Raw genomic sequence first — 19981 nt, 5'->3', positions numbered from 1 at the left:
GTCCTGAAACTCGGCGGACTCCCCCACCGCGACGAGCAAAACGCACGACAACGCCCTCCCTGAGAAACCACCGCCAGGACGGGACGTCTCACACGAATCACGAGTTGCACTCCCCCGAACAACTGAGCGCGACGCCAATCTAGAGGCGGGGCCAAGCTGCAAGGAATAACAGAATGCTGAAGGAATTCACATGATTCCACCCCAAAACTGGGTCTTGATTCAGTTGGCGAGGCCATTCGAGTCCGGAAGTGGCTACAAACCTGCCAATCCCGAATGCAATACCCCCGGACTGATACCCCCGTTATCCAGTCGAAGATGGCCTGTCCCATTGAACGCGAGTTCGCCGCCGCTCAATACGCAGCCTCACCACTCGTCGGCATTCCAGGCATTGAAACCAATCATCCCGGACAACTCGTGATCGGCGACCTGCCGAGCGGAGGGAGCAACACGTCACGCATCTCTCAGCCAACATGCAGGAGCGCGTAAGAGAACCCAAGCGCACCGACCACCATCATTACGATGCCCGTCTATCAGCGCGCCGATCCAATGCCCAATGCCATCAGCGGACATGGGATGCTCCTCCATTAGGCATTCCGGGGCTCCCAATTGTTCCGGTCATGCAAGCAGCTGCACGGCTCCAACGAGTGCGAATGCTACGGCCACCAGAAGCAGGAGCACCCCGAGTGCCCAGAGAGGTGGTCGCCCGCGCACGGCTGTCAGCGGGCGGCGATACCAAGCTAGACGCCGCGGCTCCCCTACCCACCTTGATCCGTCGTAGTAGACCCAGAGTCGGTCCGGACCAGGACATTCGTAGTAGCCGACGACGGGTTTCTGCGGAATGTCGGGCAAAGGCGATCGGTGGTCGCCCGCAGCTGTCATCTGCCGGCCCCGTTGGATGAGAGATGCACAGAAGCACCGTACAGTCCGAACTCGGAATGGTGAGTCAGGCTTGAAGAGCCTTGATTATGACAATCAGCCCGACGAGAACGCCAAACGCTCCGGCGAGGGCCATCTTTCCGGGAGTTGAGATGCGGTCCGCGACACCGGGCAACGATTTATCGAACTTTGCCCGGGCGTTCGCTTTTTGCATCTCGGCGATCTTCTTCCGAAAGATGATGATCGCAACCGCTGCGACGACGGTCAAGATGCCGACCGGCGACATGATGAGCGATTCCGCTTTCACTTGATGATGCCCTTTTCTCCACCGCTCAATCGGAAGTTCTCTTCATGGCATCCGAGAGCCGCCTCGCAAGCGCATGCACCTCTGCGTCTCTCCACGTCAAGGACCGCTTGCCGTCGTCCGAAACCGGAACGATCGGAAGCTCCGTGAACCCAACGCCAGTCCGCACTCGCAACACGACTGCCAGAGCTATTTGCGGGTATGGAGGCGAAGATCGCGTCTCCGCAACCGAAACAGACTGAATGCTTGTTACCGGAAGATCCCAGAGCAGTTTCGGCTTGCGCCACGCGACGAGACTCAACAGCCCCCCGTCCACCACCGCAGCGAATGCGGATGGCAGGCGGGATCCACCCAAAGAACGCACCGCACGCGCCGTGGTGGGAAACCGGACCGCCAGGACGGCCGATCCCGCCGGGAAACGAGCCATCAAGTCGGACACTCTCCGAATCCTAGATCCACGCAACCCGGGCACGAATACGCCGCCGCCGAATACGCTCCCTCACCATTCGGGAACGTCTAACCCCCGACCTAGAGACCACCGCCGGACAAATGCGGCGGTCCCGCTCAGCGAGGTTACTTCGAAAGCCGCGCCGACAGTCGAGTCGAAGCGATCAAAGCCGCGTTATCGCGTGAGACGCTAGCTCAGTGCACCAGCCTGGCGGACCCGAGAGCGAGATACTGTCCATCGCAGTCGGCGGCCTGACCCGTACCGAACTCCGTGCGGCGCTGAACTCTCGCGAGGTCATGCTCAATGCGCACGCCGAGACGCTGCTCGACCATCCCGTCTTCGACGTTCGCGACCCCGTCGAGATCCTCGTGACCGAGCGCAGCGTGGAGGAACTCGGTCTTGCCGACGTCGCAACGCTGCCGGTGGTGTTCTCGACAGCGCAGGAGCAAGGCCTCCGCTTGTGCCCTGCGGATGCCGGGCCATACGTCCGCCTCGCGATGATGGAGCAAGCGAATGCTCCAGACTCGGTGCTCTCGGGAGGCCACTCCCCCGCCGGTGCCATCAAGGTCGCCTCCGCACCGCTGAGCGACGACGTCGACTTCCCCAAGGGCTTCTACCTGCGCGTCGTCGACGGGCAGCACTGGCTCCGAGGGTTTCGCTGCGACGACGAATACCTGTTCGGCCGCGCCGACCGTTTCCTCTTTCAGCTGAGCGCGGCCTGACTCGCGAGTCTCATTCCGCCATGAGAAGGGGGCGCACTTCAAGTCGGCGGTTGCACGCCCTCGAGCCCTCGGTCATCAATTCCAGCGCGTCGTCGAGTCCAGGCGCCTCGATGATCCAGAACCCGGCCGCCCACTCCTGGGTCGGGGCGAACGGTCCGGGCGTGCGGCTGTCAGTGTCGCCACGGGCATCGATGACCGTGGAACTCGACGGGTCCGCGAGTCCCGCCGCAAAGACCCAGTGGCCCGCGGCCTGGAGTTTCTCGTTGAAGGCGTCGATCGCGACCGCCTCCTCCTCCGTGCCGGACTCGCTTCGGCTGTCGATGACGTTCACCAAGAACTGCATGGTTCCATCCTCCCGATTCGTCTCTCGCCCGTCCAGAGCCCGATGAAGTTGCCGTGGCCGCTTCCCGACTCGGGTCGTTCGGCACTAGGCACGGCACTCCGCTCAGCCCACGATGGCCGCATGACCGAAATCACGATCTCTCAGCATCAAGCGCAACCGACGGCCGTCGTCCGGGCGCAGATTCGCATGGACGAACTCCCCGCGTTCTTCTCGCGCGCGTTGCACGACTCCATGACCGTCCTTCAGTCGCAGGGCGCGCACCCCGCCGGTCCGCCGTTCGGCAAGTACTACGGAATGCCGACCGACGTCGTCGAGGTCGAGGCGGGCTATCCCACCTCGAGTGCGATCCAGCCGGCGGGTGACGTCGTACCCGGAACGCTCCCCGGTGGCCGAGTCGTCGAGGCGCTGCATGTCGGGTCGTACGACACCCTCCAGGAGGCGTACGCCGATGTCCGGCGCTATTTCGGAGACGCCTGATTGACGCCGGACGACGTCATGTGGGAGTCGTACCTCAGCGACCCGAGCGCACAACCCGACTCGTCGACGTGGCGGACGCAGATCTGCTGGCCGGTGGCCGAACGCTGAGCGATCGCGCCTCCGCCCGATAGTCAGCAGGCTGACGAGTCCTCTAGTGTGGAGGCATGGTCGCCACGTCTCAGCCTGCCCTTCGCCGCGCCGGGCGCATCGCGGTAGCGGTTCTCGTCGTCTTCGCGCTCGTCGCCGTCGGCTTCCTCGTCTGGGCCAACGCGGTCATGATGGGCGATCGGGAGGCGGCCCTCCATGTCTGGCGCGATCCGCGCGTCAGCGTCCGAGACGTGGGCGACGCGGTCGAACTCGCGCCGACGGGCCACGCCTCGGGAGACGGCCTGGTGTTCATCCCCGGCGCGAAGGTCGACCCGTACGCGTATCTCTACAAGCTCTCCGCGACGGTGGCCGAGACGGGACTGACCGTCCTCATAACGAAGCCGACGCTGAACCTCGCCTTCTTCGACCAACGCCCCCTGAGCGAGTTCACGCGGCACGTTCCGGAGGTGCAGCGCTGGTACGTCGGAGGGCACTCGCTCGGCGGTGTCCGCGCGTGCCAGCTCGCCGACGACCCGGCAGTGTCGGGCCTGGTCCTGTTCGGCAGCTATTGCGCCAACGACCTGTCGAAGAGCCATCTGCGCACGCTGTCGATCAGCGGCACCCATGACGGACTCTCGACGCCGGAGAAGATCCGCGATACCCGAGACCTGCTTCCCCCGGACGCCACGATGATCGCCGTCCCCGGGATGAATCACGCGCAGTTCGGCGACTACGGCCCGCAGCCCGGCGACAACCCGTCGGCGATCTCCGATGACCGTGCCCGTGCCGCTGTCACCGCTTCACTGGAGAGCTTCTTCCGCCCTTGACGCGGCGGAGGGCGTCACGGCTGAGTGCTGCGCGAGACCTCGTGCTCGAGCTGCTTCAGTTGGTCACCCAGCGTCCCGGACACGGACGGGTAGCTTGTGACCGGGTCTGGGCGGCTCGTGCCGCCGGCCGAGAGGCTCAGGACGACGGCCACGATCGCCGCGCCCGCCACGATCGCATCGATCACGAGGATGAGGCGCGCGCCCGCTCGCGAAAGACGACGTCGCGCCGGGCGCGGCGCTTCCGGGAGCGCGGGTGCGGACCGCGCCGGCTCGGCGCCAGGCAGCACGACCGTCGCGTCGGTGACCGGCTCCTCCCCCGACGGCAGGAGCCGCGTGTGTCCCGGTTCGTCGTCGGGCGAGACGGCCGGGGCCATCGCGACCGTTTCGGTGAGCCCCGAGTCGAGCGGGAGGGTCGGCTCGGGGTCCCGGAGAATCGCGCTGAGCCGTTCGGCCACCTCGGCGGCCGCGGGCCGGGACTCCGCATCCCGCGCCGTCATCGCCTGAAGCAGTCGGCGGAGGGCGGGAGTCACGTCGTCGGGTACCTGAGGGTCGCGAGACAGGCGGGCGATCGCGGATTCGACCGCGGTGCCGGGGAACTCGCGCTTCCCCGTCACGCACTCGAGGAGCACCAACCCGAACGAGTAGACGTCGCTGGCAGGCGTCAACGGCCTCCCCTGCGCCTGCTCGGGGCTCATGTAGCTGGCCGTTCCGATCACCGAGCCTGTGGCGGTGATCCTCGCGTCGTCGACGAGCCGAGCGATCCCGAGGTCGGTCAGCTTGGCTGCGACGCCGGACTCCTCCGAGCGGGGCAGGAGGATGTTCGCGGGCGAGATGTCGCGATGCACGACTCCCTGCGCGTGGATGTACGAGAGCGCGCGAGCGATGTCGACACCGATCGCCGCGACCGCGGGGACGGGCAGCGCTCCCTGCTTCATCCGGGCGCCGGCGTCCGTCCCGTCGACGAACTCGAGCACCAGGATGCCGCGACCGCCGTCGTCCGAGATCGCATCGAACAGTGTGACCAGGGAGGGATGCGAGAGCCGGGCGAGGAGCTGGACCTCGCCCTGCTGCCGCTTGAGGTCGTCGGCGGACGCGAGCTCCCGGCGGAAGATCTTGAGCGCGACGTCGCGCCCGAGCGCCTCATCGTGCGCGCGGTACACCTCGGCCATGCCCCCCGAGCCGATCCGGTCGGCGATGCGATAACGGTCGGCGATGACGTCCCCGGACCGGTGGGAGACTCCGGTGGCGTCACCGTCGGTCTGCGTGCCACCCATCAGCCGTCCTTCCCGCCCTTCTTGGAGTCGCTCTTGTCCTTCGGGGCCGGCTTCTGCTGCTGTTGCTGTTGCTGTTGCTGTTGCAGCTGCTGGAGCTCCTGAAGCTGCTGCTGCAGTTGCGCCTTCTCGGCGTCGGCTTGCAGGCGCGTCAACTCAGCCCGGATGGAGGCGATGGAGCGCGCGACAGCGGCATGTCTCGCCGAGCTGATCGCACCGTTCTTGAACGCCGACTCGTTGGCGCTTTCGAGCGCATCGAGCTTGGCCAGCGCCGCGGTGAAGTCACTCCCCTGCGCCGCCGTCGCGACATCGAGGACGCCGTGTTGCAGGGTGCTCGCCGTCTTCGCCGAGTAGTCCTCGCCTCCAGCGCAACCGGTGAGCGCCACGGCGAGGGCCAGTCCGATGGCAGCGACGGGAGAAGCGGATCTCGCGATGACCGTACCTCCTTCTGAAACCTCAGCACACCGTAGACGCTCCGCGCACACAAGTCGAGTCCCGCCGGACCGGCGGGACTCGACTTGCGGCCTTGGCGGCCGACGGGCGGGGGCACGAACTCAGGAACCCCCCTCCCTCCCGGCGACCATGTCGGGGAGGAAGCCACGGGTGGCCTCCTCGTAGCTGACGTGCGGGCGTTTCGGCTGCGCCGGTGAGGGCGCGGGCACCTCCGCGTGGGTGAGAGCGTTGAGAACGAGCTGCTCCACCAGTTTGCTCGCGGTGGTGTGGCGCTTGGTCGCGATGCGGACAAGCGCGGCGTATTCCTGCTCGCCCAAGTGGATCCGAAGCGGGATCCCCCCGGGCGCGGCCCCCGGACTGAGTGTGGAAGCCGAGACGATGTCGGCGTTCATGGGCTGATTGTGACTCATCGGCGAGCTCTTGGGAACCCTCCGGTTCTGCGGGGCGGGAACGGCCGATTTGCCGTCTTGCCGCGGAAGAACGGCGAGGTGCATCATGCCGCCGAAGACACTGCCGGGTCACCGCGCATCGGGGCGGGGTGAGCGAGCGGTCGGGAGAACCGGAGGTGGCGTGGTCATGGATGACAACACCTTCCTCGCCATCCTGATCTTCCCGGACGAGCAGCGCGAGGCCTTCAGCCTCCGCCTCCCCCTGCTCGGACCCCGACCTCCGGGACTGCTGCGGACGGCGGCCACGTTCGAAGGGGCGGCCGCCGTCGACGTCTTCCGACTCGCGGACGCCGGTTCTTGGCCTGTCGCCGCCGCCTACCTCTACCAGGAATCGGTGCCGGGCACGCTCCGCGACGGAGCCGAGGTCGAGCAGGTGGCGACGCCGGACGATTGACCGGGAGAGGTCAGCGGGCCCCCCGTGCGGTCACCCTCACTCTGACCACGCGATAGCCGACGCCGACCGCGAGCACGACGAGGCCGGCCGCGATGGAGGCGGGAGGAAGTGTCGCGACGAGGACCACGCACCCCACGGCTCCGGCGACCGCGAGCCAGCGCCAGTAGCGGCGATGGGCGGCGCCTTGAGTCCTAGCGGACGCGTTGGCGACGAGGTAGTACAGGAGCACGCCGAACGACGAGAAACCGATAGCCCCGCGAAGGTCGCTCACCGCTACGAGGACGCAGACGACCAGGCCGACCACCAGTTCCGCACGGTAAGGCACGCGGAATCGCGGGTGCACGGCCGCGAGCCACCCGGGCAGGTCGTGGTTCCGCGCCATCGCGAGACTGGTCCTCCCGATGCCCGCGATCATCGCGAGGAGAGCTCCGAGCGAGGCCGCGGCGGCGCCGATCCTGACGACGGCGCCGGGCCACGCCGCACCGCTCGTCGCGGCGACCGCTCCGAGCGGGGCGGGTGCGACGGCCAGTCCCGCGGGGCCGATCGCGTGCAGCGCCGCCAAGGCGACGATCGTGTACACCACGAGGACGATCGCCAGGGCCGAGGTGATCGCGCGAGGGATGGTGCGCTCCGGGTCGACCACCTCCTCCCCCAGGGTCGCGATGCGCGCATAGCCGGCGAAGGCGAAGAACAGGAAGCCCGCGGACTGGAGCACGCCGTAAGCGCTCACCGGGACTCCGGGAGCAGCGGCGGCCGGCGAGGTGCGCGCGAAGCCGATCGCGACCGCCACGGCGAGAGCGACGAGGGCGATGACTACGAGCACTCTCGTCAGCCCGGCGGTCCGGGTCACGCCGAGCGAGTTGACGAGCGTGAGGAGCACCACGGCGAGGAGCGCGACCGGCTTCACCCACGGCGCGGGGACCGCGTAGGTGGCGAAGGTGATGGCCATCGCGGCGGAGCTCGCCGTCTTGCCCACGACGAAGGACCAGCCCGCGAGGAAGCCGGGCCACTCGCCGAGCCGTTCGCGGCCGTAGACGTACGTCCCTCCCGACGTGGGGTACTGGGCGGCGAGCTGCGCCGACGATGTCGCGTTGCAGAAGGCGATGAAACCGGCGATGAGAAGTCCCACCAGCAGTCCCGCTCCGGCGGCTGCGGCGGCCGGCCCGAACGCGGCGAACACGCCGGCGCCGATCATCGATCCGAGGCCGATCGTGATCGCGTCGCCGAGGCGCAGCCGGCGAGCGAGGGAGTGGTCGGGCGCGCTCGGTGCGGGTGTCGTCACACGGGGATTCTGCCAGCGGTGTCAGTCGTCTCCGTCATCGAGGAACGACTCGTGGCGGTAGCCCTCGTCATCAAGGATGGCCACGGTCGACTCCGGCACCTCCTTGAACGCTCCGGGGAGGTCGTTGAGCGGCTCCGAGACGACCACTTTCGCGTGGTCCCCGAACACGCTCAGCCGTTCGGCGTCGGGGTACATCTCGCGCAGTTCCGGGACCGCCACGGAGTGGAACAGGCTGCGCGTGCGGTGCGCGGTCGAGTACCGGAACGCCCACATGGTCGATCCGTTGGAGAGAGCGAGGGTCCCCTGCATCGGGAACTTGACCCCGTGCTTCGCGCCGACCTGCTCCACCATGCGGACGGCCTTCGTCATGGCGCCGATCGGGTCGTCCTGGAGGCCGAGCGTCAGGGCCAGGTAGAAGAGCACCTCCGAGTCGGTCGTCCCGAGGATGTTCGGGTAGAGCGACTCGTCGACGGCGAGGACGAGGTCGCGTTTCATGAGGTGGAATCCGTCGAGGAAGCCGTTGTGCATGAAGAGCCAGTCCTCGTACCGGAACGGGTGGCAGTTCGTCTGCTGGATGGGAGGCCCGGCGGCCGCCCGGACGTGCGCGAAGAAGAGCGGGCTGCGCACGGCGTCGGTGAGCTCGCGCAGGTTCTGGTCGTTCCATGCGGGTTCGATGCTGTGGAAGATGGCGGGCCGCGATCCGGCGTCCGGCCCCGCCGGGTACCAGCCGAAGCCGAAGCCGTCCCCGTTCACCGTCTCAGCGCCGAGGGGCGAGTTGAGCGACTGCGCGACGAGGGAATGCTGGGCGTCGAGGATGAGCACGGAGGGCTGCAAGGGCTCCCCCGAGTAAGCGAGCCAGCGGCACATGGCGACCACCTCCGATGTGTCAGGGTGCCGATGGCGCCGACCATAGCGGGCGGTCCGGCCGGTGGGAAGACCGCTCCTCGCGCTCTTCCCACCGTCGCGCGGGATCAGGCGGAGGGGCTCCCCGCGATGTTGACGAGCCACTGGACGCCGAACCGGTCGATGCCCATCCCGAACGAGTCGCCCCACGGCGCCTTCGACAGGGGCTCGATGACCGTGCCCCCCTCCATCAGCTTGTCCCACCAGCCGCTCAGCTCGGCCTCGTCGGAGCCGCTCAACGAGATGGAGATCGCCGAGCCCTGCTTCAGCTCCATGTGCTCCGGCACGTCGGCCGCCATGAGGGTGAAGCCGGCCGGCGAGGTGAGCTGCGAATGCATGATCAGGTCGGCATCGGCCGGGTCCTGGGCCATCTGGAAGTCGGCGAAGGTGCTGCGCTGCACCTCGCCGCCGAAGACCGACTGGTAGAAGTCCATGGCCTCGCGAGCCTGCGTCCGGAAGTTCAGGTACGGATTCAGGATGGACGGCATTGTTCTCCTCCTCGTGAGAGTCCCGCGACGGATCGGACGACCCGCCGCGTCGGCTGTCAGCGTAGCCAGCACCGGTCCGCAGGGCCAGAGCCGCGCCCGTCGGTGGGCGACGTCCGTTCACCGGCGCACCGATCGAGAATCCCATCACCGCAGGTACGCGCTGACGAAGAGACTCCCCCGGATCTCGCCGAGGCGATCGATGATCCGCGCGACGACCGAGTCCGAGACGCCGCCGGCGACCACGTCGTAGGGTCCGATCGGTTGCAGTTTGCCGCACCGGACCCGCACCACCTCCCACCCCGCCGCTCGCAGCAGGCGGTCCTTGCGCCGGTCGGACGCCTCCCGCGGGCCGACGTGCTCGAGGCCGTGGCGGCCGGTCGTGTCGTACTCCACCGCCACCTTGAGCTCGGGGATCACGATGTCGGGCCAGACCTCGAGGTGGGAGTGGAACGGCTTGGCGACCCGAACGGCGTTCGCCGAGAGGTCGACGTCGAGACGTTCGGCGAGGCGACGACGGAGGTCGGGCTCGGCGGCGGACGCCGGCCGCGGCGCCCAGCGGCTCGTGAACGCCTCGCCGACGGCGACGGCGGCAGCGCCGGAGAGGGCGTGCCGGCACACCGGGCAGCGTTTGCCGCCGAGGATCTTCTCGATCGTCGCACTGAACGACGGGTGCCCGGCGGTGCACTGCCAGGAGTAGCGTCCGCTCGTGCCGTTCTCGTCCGACACAGCGGCTCGAGCGCCGGGGGTCGCCATCGCGACGAGCTGGTCGCGCTTCAGCGCCTCCCGGTCGAGCCGACGGCAGAGGTAGCAGCGGTCGTCGGCCGGATCGGCCTCGATCCGGCGCGGATCGCGCGCATGGCCGCAGACGTGGAGACCGGCGTCGGGCTCGGGACGCCGGATGCGCCGTGGCGCGGCGAGCTCGGCGCAGTGCGGGCACCACACCGAGCGCCGCCGAGCGCCCCCGGGTCTCGAACGCTGCTCCTCCGGCGTCGCGATGAAGAGATGGCCGGAGTCGCACTGCCAGAGCAGGTAGACGTCGGCAGCGGGCGGGATCTGGCTCAGGGTGATGCCGTGATTGAGGTCGGGATGGTACTGACGCACCAGAACCGGATAGCGCTCCCAGTCCGCCCGGTAGCGGCCGACCGGGTACGGGACGGGGACGCCCTTCGACCACTGACGGCGGCGCCACCACTGCTCGACGTTCTCGGTCACCGACCCGTTCCTCCCTCGTTCAGCGCCGTGGACCACGCGTGCGACGGGCCCTCGCGGACAGCATAGGGACGACCTCCGTCACCGCTCCCCGGGCCGTCATCGGGCGTTCACTTGCACGCCACCGGAGCGCCCTTATGATTGCTTGAATCCGCAGGCGGCATCAGCACGTGGCGACTCCCTCCCAACCACGAAAGGCCGCTCGATGCTGAGCTCATCCCTCGATGCCCCTGCCCGCTTCCGCACCGGTGCCGCCGACGCGTCATCCACCCCCGTCTCGCCGGTCAGCGGGCCCATCCCGACGCTCGGCGGCCCCGTCCCGGCGGAGCGACTGCTCCGTGCCAAGGCGGCGTACAGCACCCGCTACCTCGCGGCCGCGCTCGCCGAGGACGCGACCCGCTACCACCTCGAGTCCGCACTCGACACCGTCCCGCAGCCCGGTGACATCGTGCTCGCGCGCGTGGAGGAGCTGGGGCACCTGAGCTGGATCGAAGGCCCCGGATCGCGCCGCCAGACGCTCTTCGCCGGCGACGAGGTCCTCGTCGCCTACGGACACCGCTACGCGCCGGATGCCGTGCTCGCCGAGGTTCCGGGCGACCTCGGCCCGTGCCACCTCATCGCGGCCGGCGGCGTGGCCGGTTCCGTGCTCGCCGCGCACGGCTCGATGGCGGCGCCGACGACCCTCTCCCCCATCGGGATGCTCGCGGACGCGGGCGGCCGGCTCACCCTCCCGCGCCTCGCGCCGCACCGGGCGAGCAGCATGCTCCCCGTCTCCGAGCCGGGCTCGGCGCTCGACGCGCCGCGCGTCGTCGTCGTCCTCGGCACCTCCATGAACTCGGGCAAGTCGACGGCCGCGGCGAACCTCGTCCACGGGCTGTCCGCTTCCGGGCTTCGCGTCGCCGCGGGCAAGGCCACGGGCACGGCGGCGGGGGGCGACCCGAACATGTTCCGCGACGCCGGGGCGATCGCTGTCGCAGACTTCACCGACTTCGGCTATCCCACGACGTTCCGCGTCGGCTCCTCGGAGATCCTCGGACTGTTCCACTCGCTGGTCGACGTTCTCGCGGCCGCAGGCCCCGACGTCATCGTCATCGAGATCGCCGACGGCGTCTACCAGGACGAGACCCGCGGGGTCCTCGGGGAGCCGTCCCTCCAGGCGCGCGTCGACCGGCTGCTCTTCGCCGCGACGGACGCCCTCGGCGCAGTCGCCGGGATCGCGGAGCTGCGGAGCGCCGGGCTGTCGCCGGCTGCGGTCTCGGGCATGGTGACCGTGTCTCCGCTCGCGTCGCGAGAGGCCGCGGCGCGCGTCGGCGTCCCGGTCATCGGCACGTTCGAGCTGGCGCGTGCCGAGGTCGCCCGCGAACTGCTCGGCTGACTCCTCCTGCTTCGGTCAGAGGAGGAACGGGACGAGCGCCCGTCGTTCGCTCGGGTAGTCCGGGAACGTATCGCGGTACCAGCGATGGTTCGCGAACGCCCGGGGCGCCAGGTTCGCGGCGGTGTAGACGGCGAAGGCGGTCCCGGCGAGCGACCACGTGGCAACCGCCCAACCGGTCCACTCGATGATCTCGCCGAGATAGTTCGGGCTGGAGACGTAGCGGAAGCCTCCCCCTGACGGGATCGCGTACCCGGTGCTGCCTCGCCGAAGCCTGCGGAGGATCCGGTCGGACGACGTGTTGAGGGCTAGACCCGACGCGAACAAGAGGGCGCCGACCCAGAAGCGCGGATCGCCGAGCCAGGACACCGGGTAGTCGCCGTACTCCGAGACCCACCGGGCGTTGACCCACGCGTTGAGCAGGTTGAACAGGATCGCGAGGAGCATGACGAGGACGGGCATGCGAGCGCTCGTGCGCAGGAGGAACGGGTACACGAAGGCTCGATACACGTAGTGCACCTGCCAGAGAGCGAGGAAGACGAGCGGGACGAGCTGGGACCGGTGCTGCCCCAGGAGGAAGAAGGCTGCGAAGAGGAGGCTGGCGGGCGCCTCCATGATGAGCCAGCCGACCCGGGCGGGAACGGTCGGGCCCCAGCCGGCTCGCCCGTGCCTCCCGCCGTACGGTGCGACGACGAACAGCAACGCGACGAAGGTGATCGCCGCGAGCGCCAACTCGGCGACGACGAACCAGCGGTACGGCCCCTCCGGCATGCGGGGAGTCTAGTGGGCTGGGGGTGCCAGGTGGGTGGGCCCTGCCGGGTTCGAACCGACGACATCCACGGTGTAAACGTGGCGCTCTACCAGCTGAGCTAAAGGCCCGGGGTGCTCCCAGCCTAGCGGGCGGCGAAGGGAGGATGGTTCGGGCGGCTCGCCGCGCGAGGTCGGGGAGCGGAGGTCATTGCGTGCATGGCGCGCGGCTCATCCTCCGTTCGCGATGAACAGAACGGTGCCGCCGCGCGTCACACGTGCGCGGGCAGCTCCTCCAGGGCGGCGCGGTAGGCCTCGATCGAGCGGGCCTCGCCCGGGGCGGTGATGAAGGAGGCGCGGATGATCCCGGTCTCGTCGACGACGAACGTCGCCCGGTTGGCGAACCCCTTCTCGGGGAGGAACACGCCGTACTCCTTGGCGGTCTGCCCGTGCGGCCAGAAGTCGGCGAGGAGGCTGAAGTCGTAGCGCTCCTGCTCGGCCCAGGCGCGGAGCGTGTACTTGGAGTCGACCGAGACTCCGAGGAGCTCGACGCGATGGTCGCGGAACAGCGAGATGTTGTCGCGGAGCTCGCACAGCTCTCCCGTGCACGTTCCCGAGAACGCCAGCGGGAAGAAGACGATGGCGACGGCCTTGCGGCCGCGGAAGTCGCTGAGGCGGATCGGCTGCCCGTACTGATCGGGCAGTTCGAAATCGGGTGCCTGAGTGTCGTTCTCGAGAGCCATGGGGCGTCCTTCCCTGCCCGCGCGTTCTGGCCGGTCCCGGGCACGAGGACCCAGCTTAGACCGGCACGCGCCCGAAGCAAAGGGAGGGCCGATGGCGGGCGGCCGACCGCGGTCACCAGTCCGGCGCGAGTGCGGCTAGGCTGAAGGATGGTGCCCGCGCTTGTCGAAACCCGACAGCGGTATGCATCGTCTTTCGATCCATCCGACACAAGAAAGAGGTCGAGGGTGACTGTGAACGACCAGGACCCGTATTCGGTGAATCACATCGATTCGGACCCGGAGGAGACCGCCGAGTGGCGGGAATCCCTCGATCAACTGGTTGCGGCCCATGGCCACGAGCGGGCGCGGGAGATCGTGCTCAGCGTGCTGAAGCGCTCCAAGGAGCTCCACCTCGGCGTGCCGATGGTGCCGACCACCGACTACATCAACACCATCTCCCCGGAGAACGAGCCGGAGTTCCCCGGTGACGAGGAGATCGAGCGCCGGTACCGCGCCTGGATCCGCTGGAACGCGGCCATCCTGGTACACCGCGCTCAGCGCCCGGGCATCGCCGTGGGCGGCCACATCTCGACGTACGCGTCGAGCGCCGCGCTCTACGAGGTCGGGTTCAACCACTTCTTCCGCGGTCAGGACCACCCGGGCGGCGGCGACCAGATCTTCATCCAGGGCCACGCCTCCCCCGGCACCTACGCCCGCGCCTTCCTCGAGGGGCGGCTCAGCGCCGACCAGCTCGACGGCTTCCGTCAGGAGAAGTCGCACGCCGGCGGCGGCCTCTCGAGCTACCCGCACCCGCGCCTCATGCCCGACTTCTGGCAGTTCCCGACCGTGTCGATGGGTCTCGGGCCGATCAATGCGATCTACCAGGCGCAGCTCAACAAGTACCTGACCAACCGCGGCATCAAGGACGCCTCCGACCAGCACGTCTGGGCCTTCCTCGGCGACGGCGAGATGGACGAGGTGGAGTCGCGCGGTCAGCTCCAGGTCGCGGCCAACGAGAAGCTCGACAACCTGACGTTCGTCATCAACGCGAACCTGCAGCGCCTCGACGGCCCGGTCCGCGGCAATGGCAAGATCATCCAGGAGCTGGAGAGCTACTTCCGCGGCGCCGGCTGGAACGTCATCAAGGTGATCTGGGGCCGCGAGTGGGACGAGCTGCTCGCTCGCGACACCGACGGCGCGCTGGTCAACCTCATGAACGAGACGCCGGACGGCGACTACCAGACGTACAAGACCGAGAACGGCGCGTACGTCCGCGAGAACTTCTTCGGCCGCGACCCGCGAACGCTCGAGCTCGTCAAGGACTACACCGACGACCAGGTCTGGAACCTGAAGCGCGGCGGCCACGACTACCGCAAGGTCTATGCGGCGTTCAAGGCGGCCGTGGAGCACAAGGGCCAGCCGACCGTCATCATCGCGAAGACCATCAAGGGCTACGGGCTCGGCCCGTCGTTCGAGGGCCGCAACGCGACCCACCAGATGAAGAAGATGACGCTGGACAACCTCAAGACGTTCCGCGACGCCATGCGCATCCCGGTCAGCGACGCGCAGCTCGAGGAGAACCCGTACCTCCCGCCGTACTACAACCCGGGCCCCGAGGACGAGGCGATCCGCTACCTCCACGATCGCCGCCGTGCGCTGGGCGGCTACGTCCCCGAGCGCCGCGTGAAGTACACCCAGGTCAGCCTCCCGGACGACTCCGCGTACGCGATCTCCAAGAAGGGGTCGGGCACGCAGGAGGTCGCCACCACCATGGCGTTCGTCCGGCTGCTGAAGGACCTCCTCCGCTCGAAGGACTTCGGGCACCGGATCGTCCCGATCATCCCGGACGAGGCGCGCACGTTCGGCATGGACGCCTTCTTCCCGAACGCGAAGATCTACAACCCGAACGGCCAGCACTACACATCGGTCGACCGCGAGCTGCTCCTCGCCTACAAGGAGAGCCCGCAGGGGCAGATCATCCACGTTGGCATCAACGAGGCGGGCGCCCTCGCGGCGTTCACCAACGTGGGCACGTCGTACTCGACCCAGGGTGAGCCGCTGATCCCGGTGTACGTCTTCTACTCGATGTTCGGGTTCCAGCGGACCGGCGACGCCCTGTGGGCCGCCGGAGACCAGATGGCGCGCGGCTTCCTGATCGGCGCGACGGCCGGCCGGACCACGCTGACCGGTGAGGGCCTCCAGCACGCCGACGGGCACTCCCCGCTGCTCGCCTCGACCAACCCCGCGGTCGTCTCGTACGACCCGGCCTACGGGTACGAGATCGGCCACATCGTGCGGGCCGGACTCGAGCGCATGTACGGCGACTCGCACCCCGACCCCAACGTCATGTACTACCTCACGGTGTACAACGAGCCGATCGTCCAGCCGGCCGAGCCGGAGGGCGTCGACGTCGACGGCATCGTCCGCGGCATCTACAAGCTGCGCGAGGGCGAGGGAACCGGTCCGAAGGCCCAGCTCCTCGCCTCCGGCGTCTCGGTGCCCTGGGCTCTGGAGGCGCAGCACCTGCTCGCCCAGGACTGGGGCGTCTCCGCCGACGTCTGGAGCGTCACGTCCTGGAGCGAGCTCCGCCGCGACGGTCTCCGCGCCGAGGAGCACAACTTCCTCTACCCGCAGCAGGAGAAGCAGGTCCCGTACCTGACGCGCAAGCTCCAGGACGCCGAGGGTCCGTTCGTGGCCGTCAGCGACTACGAGCACGGCGTGGTCGACCAGATCCGCCAGTTCGTCCCGGGCGAGTACGCCACGCTCGGCGCAGACGGCTTCGGCTTCTCCGACACCCGTCCGGCGGCGCGTCGCTTCTTCAAGATCGACGGCCCGTCGATGGTCGTCCGGACGCTCGAGCTGCTCGCGGCGCAGGGCAAGGTCGACCCGAACGCCCCGGCGTGGGCGATCGAGAAGTACCTGCTCCACGACGTCAACGCCGGCACGACCGGGACGGCGGGAGGCGAGTCCTGAGCGGCGCGGGGGCACTGCGGTGACCCCGCGCCCGGAGGGACGCTCGAAGGCCGACACCCTCGCCTGGCTGAGGAAGATCTCCGGCGAGCTTGCGACGAGCACGCTCAAGCGGCTGGAGGACACGCTCCCCTGGTATCGCGACATGCCCCCGGGCCGGCGCAGCGCCGTCGGCCTGGTGGCCCAGGCGGGCATCTCGTCGTTCATCTCCTGGTACGACGACCCGCGCTCGACACCGTGGATCGCAGCCGACGTGTTCGGTGCCGCCCCGCGTGAACTGCTGCGGAGCGTGAGCCTGCAGCAGACCCTCCAGCTCATCAAGATCACCGTCGAGGTGGTCGAGGAGCGAGTGAAGGCGGGGGGCGGCGAGGATCTCCGGGAGGCGATCCTCCTGTACTCGCGGGAGATCGCGTTCGCGGCGGCCGACGTCTACGCGCGTGCCGCCGAGGCCCGGGGGCTGTGGGATGCACGCCTGGAGGCGCTGGTCGTCGACAGCATCCTCACGGGCGAGTACGACGACGAGCTCCCCAGCCGCATTGCGGCTCTGGGCTGGCACGGGCACGGCGAGGTGAGCGTCCTCGTCGGGACCGCACCCAAGATGCTCGACGTCGACCAGCTGCGGCGCACCGCGCGACACATGTCGGCCGACGTGCTGATCGGGGTCCAGGGCAGCCGCCTGGTGCTCGTCATCGGCCGCGCCTGGCCGAGCAACAGCACCCCGGAGGATGCCATCGGGCCGACCCCGGTCGTCTCGTTCATGGAGATCGCGGAGCAGCTCGAGCCGGGCTTCGGCGCCGGCCACCTCGTGCTCGGTCACGAGGTGCCGAGCCTCGTCGACGCCTCCAAGAGCGCCAAGGCCGCCCTCGCCGGATTCGCCGTCGCCAAAGCTTGGCGCAACTGCCCGAGACCCGTCCACGCCGACGACCTCCTCCCCGAGCGCGCGCTGGCCGGCGACGGACTCGCCCGCGCCACGCTGATCAGCCGCATCTACCGTCCGCTGCAGGCCTACTCCCCCGAGCTGCTCACGACCCTGTGGTGCTACCTCGACAACGGCCGCTCTCTCGAGGCGACGGCGCGGGAGCTGTTCGTGCACCCGAACACCGTCCGCTACCGCCTCAAGCGCGTCTCGGAGGTGATCGGCTGGGATGCCACGGGCGCCCGCGAGGCCCTGATCCTCCAGGCCGCGCTCATCGTGGGTTCGATCAACGAGCCCGACGGGGCCCGACGCGGGCACTGAGTTGTAGATAACCACAGCGAAGAACCGAATACTTCGTATCCAACCGACACATCCGCGCTGCGGAAGATTGGCAGACTGGAAACCGTGATCGTCATCGTGTGCCCGGGTCAGGGATCCCAGACCCCGGGCTTCCTGGACCCCTGGCTGTCCGAGTCCTCGTTCCGCGATCAGCTGACCGGCATCTCCGACGCCGTCGGCATCGATCTCGTGGCCCACGGCACGGTCAGCGACGCCGACACGATCCGTGACACCGCAGTGGCCCAGCCGCTCATCGTGTCCGCGGGTCTGCTCACGCTCTCCGCGCTGTTCGCCAACGGGCGCCGCGAGCGCATCGGCGGTATCGCCGGGCACTCCGTCGGAGAGCTGACCGCCGCGGCCGGGGCCGGCGTGCTGAGCGAGACCGACGCGGTCGCCTTCGTCCGCGAGCGGGGTGCCGCAATGGCCCGTGCGGCCGCGGAAGCGCAGACGGGGATGAGCGCGGTGATCGGGGCTGACGAGACAGAGCTGCTGGCGCGGCTCGAGGAGCTCGGCCTCTCCCCCGCGAACTTCAACGGCGGCGGTCAGATCGTGGTCGCCGGCGCGCTGGATGCGCTTGCTCAGCTGGCGGAGAACCCGCCCGCCCGCGCGCGCGTCATCCCGCTGCAGGTCGCGGGCGCGTTCCACACGCGCTACATGGCCTCCGCGATGCCGGCCCTGGAGAAGTTCGCCTCCACCGTCAGCACCAACGACCCCACCCTGCGTCTCTGGAGCAACAAGGACGGCTCCGAGGTGACCGACGGTGCGGAGTTCCTGCGGCTCCTCGTCGGGCAGATCTCGTCGCCGGTACGCTGGGACCTCGACATGAAGGCGTTCGAGGAGGCGGGTGTCACCGGCCTGATCGAGGTCGCGCCCGCCGGCGCCCTCGTCGGCCTGGCCAAGCGCGGTCTGAAGGGCGTGCCGACCGTCGCGATCAAGACCCCGGAAGACCTGCCCGCCGCCTTCGACCTCATCGACCAGGCCGCGTAAGGCCGCTAGGAGCTCCCCGATGACCCGACCCACCCTGCAGCAGTCCCACGGTCCGCAGTACACCCGCATCCTCTCGATCGGCGCGGCCCGGGGCGAGAACGTCGTCCCGAACGACGACCTCGTCGGACCGATCAACTCGTCCGACGAGTGGATCCGCCAGCGCACCGGCATCATCACGCGCACCCGCGCGGGCCGCGACGTCCTCGCCGTCGACCTCGCCACGGAGGCGTCGAAGGAGGCGATCGCGAAGTCCGGCGTCGACCCGCAGCTGATCGACGCCGTCATCGTCGCGACCGTCTCGAACGTGCAGCAGACCCCCTCCATCGCTGCGGTCCTCGCCGACCGGGTCGGCGCCAACCCCGCGGCCGCGTACGACATGAACGCGGCTTGCGCCGGGTACGCGTACGCCGTCGCGCAGGCCGACGCGCTCATCCGCACCGGAGCCGCTCACTACGCCCTCGTCGTCGGAGCCGAGAAGCTGTCGGACGTCGTCGATCCGACCGATCGCACGATCTCCTTCCTGCTCGGCGACGGTGCCGGCGCCGTCGTCATCGGCCCGAGCGAGTACCCGGGCATCGCGAAGACGGTCTGGGGCTCGGACGGGTCGAAGGCCGACGCCGTCGGGATGAGCAACACCCTGCTCGAGTTCCGTGACGGCGAGAAGCCGTGGCCGACGCTCCGGCAGGAGGGGCAGACGGTCTTCCGCTGGGCCGTCTGGGAGATGGCCAAGGTGGCGAAGCAGGCGCTCGACGAGGCCGGGGTCACCCCGGACCAGCTCGCGGCGTTCATCCCCCACCAGGCGAACATGCGGATCGTGGACGAGTTCGCCAAGCAGCTGAAGCTTCCGGAGACGGTGGCCATCGCGCGTGACATCGAGACGACCGGGAACACCTCGGCCGCATCGATCCCGCTGGCGACGCATCGCCTCCTCCAGGAGCACCCCGAGCTGTCGGGCGGCCTCGCGCTCCAGATCGGCTTCGGCGCCGGTCTGGTCTTCGGCGCGCAGGTCGTCGTGCTGCCCTAGACTGTTCCACGGTCAAAACGACACCCCCTCAAGGAGAAATCACCATGGCATTGTCCACCGAAGAAGTTCTTGCCGGCCTGGCCGAGCTCATCAACGACGAGACCGGCATCGCGACCGACACGGTTGAGCTGGACAAGTCGTTCACCGACGACCTCGACATCGACTCCATCTCGATGATGACCATCGTGGTCAACGCCGAGGACAAGTTCGATGTCAAGATCCCGGACGAGGAGGTCAAGAACCTCAAGACCGTCGGCGATGCCGTCGAGTTCATCGTCAAGGCGCAGGACGCCTAGGGGCTCGCAAGAAATCTTCCTCCCTCGCGGGCGGCGCCCCCACGGGCCGCCCGTGAGGGTGGCGGGCGGGGTGCG

Annotated in this window: 21 protein-coding genes and 1 tRNA gene; 10 read left to right on the top strand and 12 right to left on the bottom strand. The window is 68.8% G+C overall.

Features of this window, described 5'->3' with window-relative positions; genetic code table 11:
• Window positions 1-943 precede the first annotated feature (943 nt).
• Complete coding sequence (locus tag FPT20_RS07895; RefSeq protein WP_158864168.1) at window positions 944-1183, bottom strand: hypothetical protein; 240 nt, start codon at window positions 1181-1183, stop codon at window positions 944-946.
• 642 nt (window positions 1184-1825) lie between these two features.
• Here FPT20_RS07895 and FPT20_RS07890 point away from each other — a divergent pair.
• The gene (locus FPT20_RS07890; protein ID WP_158864166.1) at window positions 1826-2350 is read left to right on the top strand and encodes a hypothetical protein; all 525 of its coding nucleotides are present in this window, start codon (window positions 1826-1828) and stop codon (window positions 2348-2350) included.
• 10 nt (window positions 2351-2360) lie between these two features.
• Here FPT20_RS07890 and FPT20_RS07885 read toward each other — a convergent pair whose 3' ends face one another.
• The gene (locus FPT20_RS07885; protein WP_158864164.1) at window positions 2361-2693 is read right to left on the bottom strand and encodes a YciI family protein; all 333 of its coding nucleotides are present in this window, start codon (window positions 2691-2693) and stop codon (window positions 2361-2363) included.
• Between the two features lie 120 nt (window positions 2694-2813).
• Here FPT20_RS07885 and FPT20_RS07880 point away from each other — a divergent pair, with 120 nt between their 5' ends.
• Complete coding sequence (locus FPT20_RS07880) at window positions 2814-3170, top strand: GyrI-like domain-containing protein (protein WP_233265439.1); 357 nt, start codon at window positions 2814-2816, stop codon at window positions 3168-3170.
• A gap of 164 nt (window positions 3171-3334) precedes the next feature.
• Window positions 3335-4084: an alpha/beta hydrolase gene (locus tag FPT20_RS07875; RefSeq protein WP_158864162.1), complete on the top strand. Its 750-nt coding sequence runs from the start codon at window positions 3335-3337 to the stop codon at window positions 4082-4084.
• 14 nt (window positions 4085-4098) lie between these two features.
• On the opposite strand, the gene FPT20_RS07870 is transcribed toward FPT20_RS07875, so the two are convergent.
• The 3 genes from FPT20_RS07870 to FPT20_RS07860 form a co-directional block, all read right to left on the bottom strand.
• Window positions 4099-5358, bottom strand: a complete 1260-nt coding sequence (locus tag FPT20_RS07870) for a serine/threonine-protein kinase (RefSeq protein WP_158864160.1) — start codon at window positions 5356-5358, stop codon at window positions 4099-4101.
• A complete protein-coding gene (locus FPT20_RS07865; protein WP_158864158.1) occupies window positions 5358-5741 on the bottom strand; it encodes a hypothetical protein in 384 nt (127 codons plus the stop codon). The genes FPT20_RS07870 and FPT20_RS07865 overlap by 1 nt, the downstream gene beginning before the upstream one ends.
• A gap of 168 nt (window positions 5742-5909) precedes the next feature.
• Window positions 5910-6200, bottom strand: a complete 291-nt coding sequence (locus tag FPT20_RS07860; RefSeq protein ID WP_158864156.1) for a hypothetical protein — start codon at window positions 6198-6200, stop codon at window positions 5910-5912.
• A 184-nt stretch (window positions 6201-6384) separates the two neighbouring features.
• Here FPT20_RS07860 and FPT20_RS07855 point away from each other — a divergent pair, with 184 nt between their 5' ends.
• The gene (locus FPT20_RS07855; protein ID WP_158864154.1) at window positions 6385-6651 is read left to right on the top strand and encodes a hypothetical protein; all 267 of its coding nucleotides are present in this window, start codon (window positions 6385-6387) and stop codon (window positions 6649-6651) included.
• Window positions 6652-6661: 10 nt separating this feature from the next.
• Here the strand turns inward: FPT20_RS07855 and FPT20_RS07850 are convergent, their stop codons facing one another.
• The 4 genes from FPT20_RS07850 to FPT20_RS07835 form a co-directional block, all read right to left on the bottom strand.
• A complete protein-coding gene (locus tag FPT20_RS07850; RefSeq protein WP_158864152.1) occupies window positions 6662-7933 on the bottom strand; it encodes an APC family permease in 1272 nt (423 codons plus the stop codon).
• A 21-nt stretch (window positions 7934-7954) separates the two neighbouring features.
• Window positions 7955-8800 carry a class II glutamine amidotransferase gene (locus tag FPT20_RS07845; RefSeq protein WP_158864151.1) on the bottom strand — a complete coding sequence of 282 codons (846 nt, stop codon included), beginning with the start codon at window positions 8798-8800 and terminating at the stop codon, window positions 7955-7957.
• Between the two features lie 104 nt (window positions 8801-8904).
• Entirely contained in the window at window positions 8905-9324 is a 420-nt protein-coding gene (locus FPT20_RS07840; RefSeq protein WP_158864150.1) for a VOC family protein, read from the bottom strand.
• A gap of 144 nt (window positions 9325-9468) precedes the next feature.
• Entirely contained in the window at window positions 9469-10536 is a 1068-nt protein-coding gene (locus FPT20_RS07835) for a zinc-ribbon domain-containing protein (RefSeq protein WP_158864149.1), read from the bottom strand.
• A gap of 202 nt (window positions 10537-10738) precedes the next feature.
• Here FPT20_RS07835 and FPT20_RS07830 point away from each other — a divergent pair, with 202 nt between their 5' ends.
• Window positions 10739-11908 carry a DUF1611 domain-containing protein gene (locus FPT20_RS07830; RefSeq protein WP_199245717.1) on the top strand — a complete coding sequence of 390 codons (1170 nt, stop codon included), beginning with the start codon at window positions 10739-10741 and terminating at the stop codon, window positions 11906-11908.
• Window positions 11909-11923: 15 nt separating this feature from the next.
• Here FPT20_RS07830 and FPT20_RS07825 read toward each other — a convergent pair whose 3' ends face one another.
• From FPT20_RS07825 to FPT20_RS07815, 3 genes are all read right to left on the bottom strand, one after another.
• Window positions 11924-12676, bottom strand: a complete 753-nt coding sequence (locus FPT20_RS07825; protein ID WP_158864148.1) for a methyltransferase — start codon at window positions 12674-12676, stop codon at window positions 11924-11926.
• A 35-nt stretch (window positions 12677-12711) separates the two neighbouring features.
• A tRNA-Val gene (locus tag FPT20_RS07820) sits at window positions 12712-12784 on the bottom strand.
• Between the two features lie 140 nt (window positions 12785-12924).
• Complete coding sequence (locus FPT20_RS07815; protein WP_158864147.1) at window positions 12925-13395, bottom strand: peroxiredoxin; 471 nt, start codon at window positions 13393-13395, stop codon at window positions 12925-12927.
• Between the two features lie 225 nt (window positions 13396-13620).
• Between FPT20_RS07815 and aceE the strand changes: the two genes are divergently transcribed.
• The 5 genes from aceE (at window position 13621) to FPT20_RS07790 (ending at window position 19906) form a co-directional block, all read left to right on the top strand.
• Window positions 13621-16347 (top strand): pyruvate dehydrogenase (acetyl-transferring), homodimeric type, encoded by a 2727-nt coding sequence (gene aceE / locus FPT20_RS07810; RefSeq protein ID WP_158864146.1) that lies wholly within the window; start codon window positions 13621-13623, stop codon window positions 16345-16347.
• Window positions 16348-16366: 19 nt separating this feature from the next.
• The gene (locus FPT20_RS07805) at window positions 16367-17581 is read left to right on the top strand and encodes a PucR family transcriptional regulator (RefSeq protein ID WP_158864145.1); all 1215 of its coding nucleotides are present in this window, start codon (window positions 16367-16369) and stop codon (window positions 17579-17581) included.
• Window positions 17582-17665: 84 nt separating this feature from the next.
• Window positions 17666-18586 carry an ACP S-malonyltransferase gene (locus FPT20_RS07800; protein WP_158864144.1) on the top strand — a complete coding sequence of 307 codons (921 nt, stop codon included), beginning with the start codon at window positions 17666-17668 and terminating at the stop codon, window positions 18584-18586.
• A gap of 19 nt (window positions 18587-18605) precedes the next feature.
• On the top strand, window positions 18606-19610 hold the full coding sequence (locus tag FPT20_RS07795; RefSeq protein ID WP_158864142.1) for a beta-ketoacyl-ACP synthase III: 1005 nt from the start codon (window positions 18606-18608) through the stop codon (window positions 19608-19610).
• Between the two features lie 44 nt (window positions 19611-19654).
• Window positions 19655-19906, top strand: a complete 252-nt coding sequence (locus FPT20_RS07790) for an acyl carrier protein (protein WP_021765217.1) — start codon at window positions 19655-19657, stop codon at window positions 19904-19906.
• The last annotated feature ends 75 nt before the right edge of the window (window positions 19907-19981 follow it).

It is taken from the genome of Leifsonia sp. AG29 (assembly GCF_009765225.1).
In the GTDB taxonomy this organism is placed as follows: Bacteria; Actinomycetota; Actinomycetes; order Actinomycetales; family Microbacteriaceae; genus Leifsonia.
This window is presented reverse-complemented; position numbering and strand designations above follow the sequence as displayed.

What these genes read in the sequence shown, in the direction of transcription:
- FPT20_RS07885 (WP_158864164.1), bottom strand. Translation starts at nt 2,693, where the DNA reads ATGCAGTTCTTGGTGAACGTCATCGACAGCCGAAGCGAGTCCGGCACG.
- FPT20_RS07880 (WP_233265439.1), top strand. Translation starts at nt 2,814, where the DNA reads ATGACCGAAATCACGATCTCTCAGCATCAAGCGCAACCGACGGCCGTC.
- FPT20_RS07875 (WP_158864162.1), top strand. Translation starts at nt 3,335, where the DNA reads ATGGTCGCCACGTCTCAGCCTGCCCTTCGCCGCGCCGGGCGCATCGCG.
- FPT20_RS07870 (WP_158864160.1), bottom strand. Translation starts at nt 5,358, where the DNA reads ATGGGTGGCACGCAGACCGACGGTGACGCCACCGGAGTCTCCCACCGG.
- FPT20_RS07860 (WP_158864156.1), bottom strand. Translation starts at nt 6,200, where the DNA reads ATGAACGCCGACATCGTCTCGGCTTCCACACTCAGTCCGGGGGCCGCG.
- FPT20_RS07855 (WP_158864154.1), top strand. Translation starts at nt 6,385, where the DNA reads ATGGATGACAACACCTTCCTCGCCATCCTGATCTTCCCGGACGAGCAG.
- FPT20_RS07845 (WP_158864151.1), bottom strand. Translation starts at nt 8,800, where the DNA reads ATGTGCCGCTGGCTCGCTTACTCGGGGGAGCCCTTGCAGCCCTCCGTG.
- FPT20_RS07840 (WP_158864150.1), bottom strand. Translation starts at nt 9,324, where the DNA reads ATGCCGTCCATCCTGAATCCGTACCTGAACTTCCGGACGCAGGCTCGC.
- FPT20_RS07830 (WP_199245717.1), top strand. Translation starts at nt 10,739, where the DNA reads ATGCTGAGCTCATCCCTCGATGCCCCTGCCCGCTTCCGCACCGGTGCC.
- FPT20_RS07825 (WP_158864148.1), bottom strand. Translation starts at nt 12,676, where the DNA reads ATGCCGGAGGGGCCGTACCGCTGGTTCGTCGTCGCCGAGTTGGCGCTC.
- FPT20_RS07815 (WP_158864147.1), bottom strand. Translation starts at nt 13,395, where the DNA reads ATGGCTCTCGAGAACGACACTCAGGCACCCGATTTCGAACTGCCCGAT.
- FPT20_RS07795 (WP_158864142.1), top strand. Translation starts at nt 18,606, where the DNA reads ATGACCCGACCCACCCTGCAGCAGTCCCACGGTCCGCAGTACACCCGC.
- FPT20_RS07790 (WP_021765217.1), top strand. Translation starts at nt 19,655, where the DNA reads ATGGCATTGTCCACCGAAGAAGTTCTTGCCGGCCTGGCCGAGCTCATC.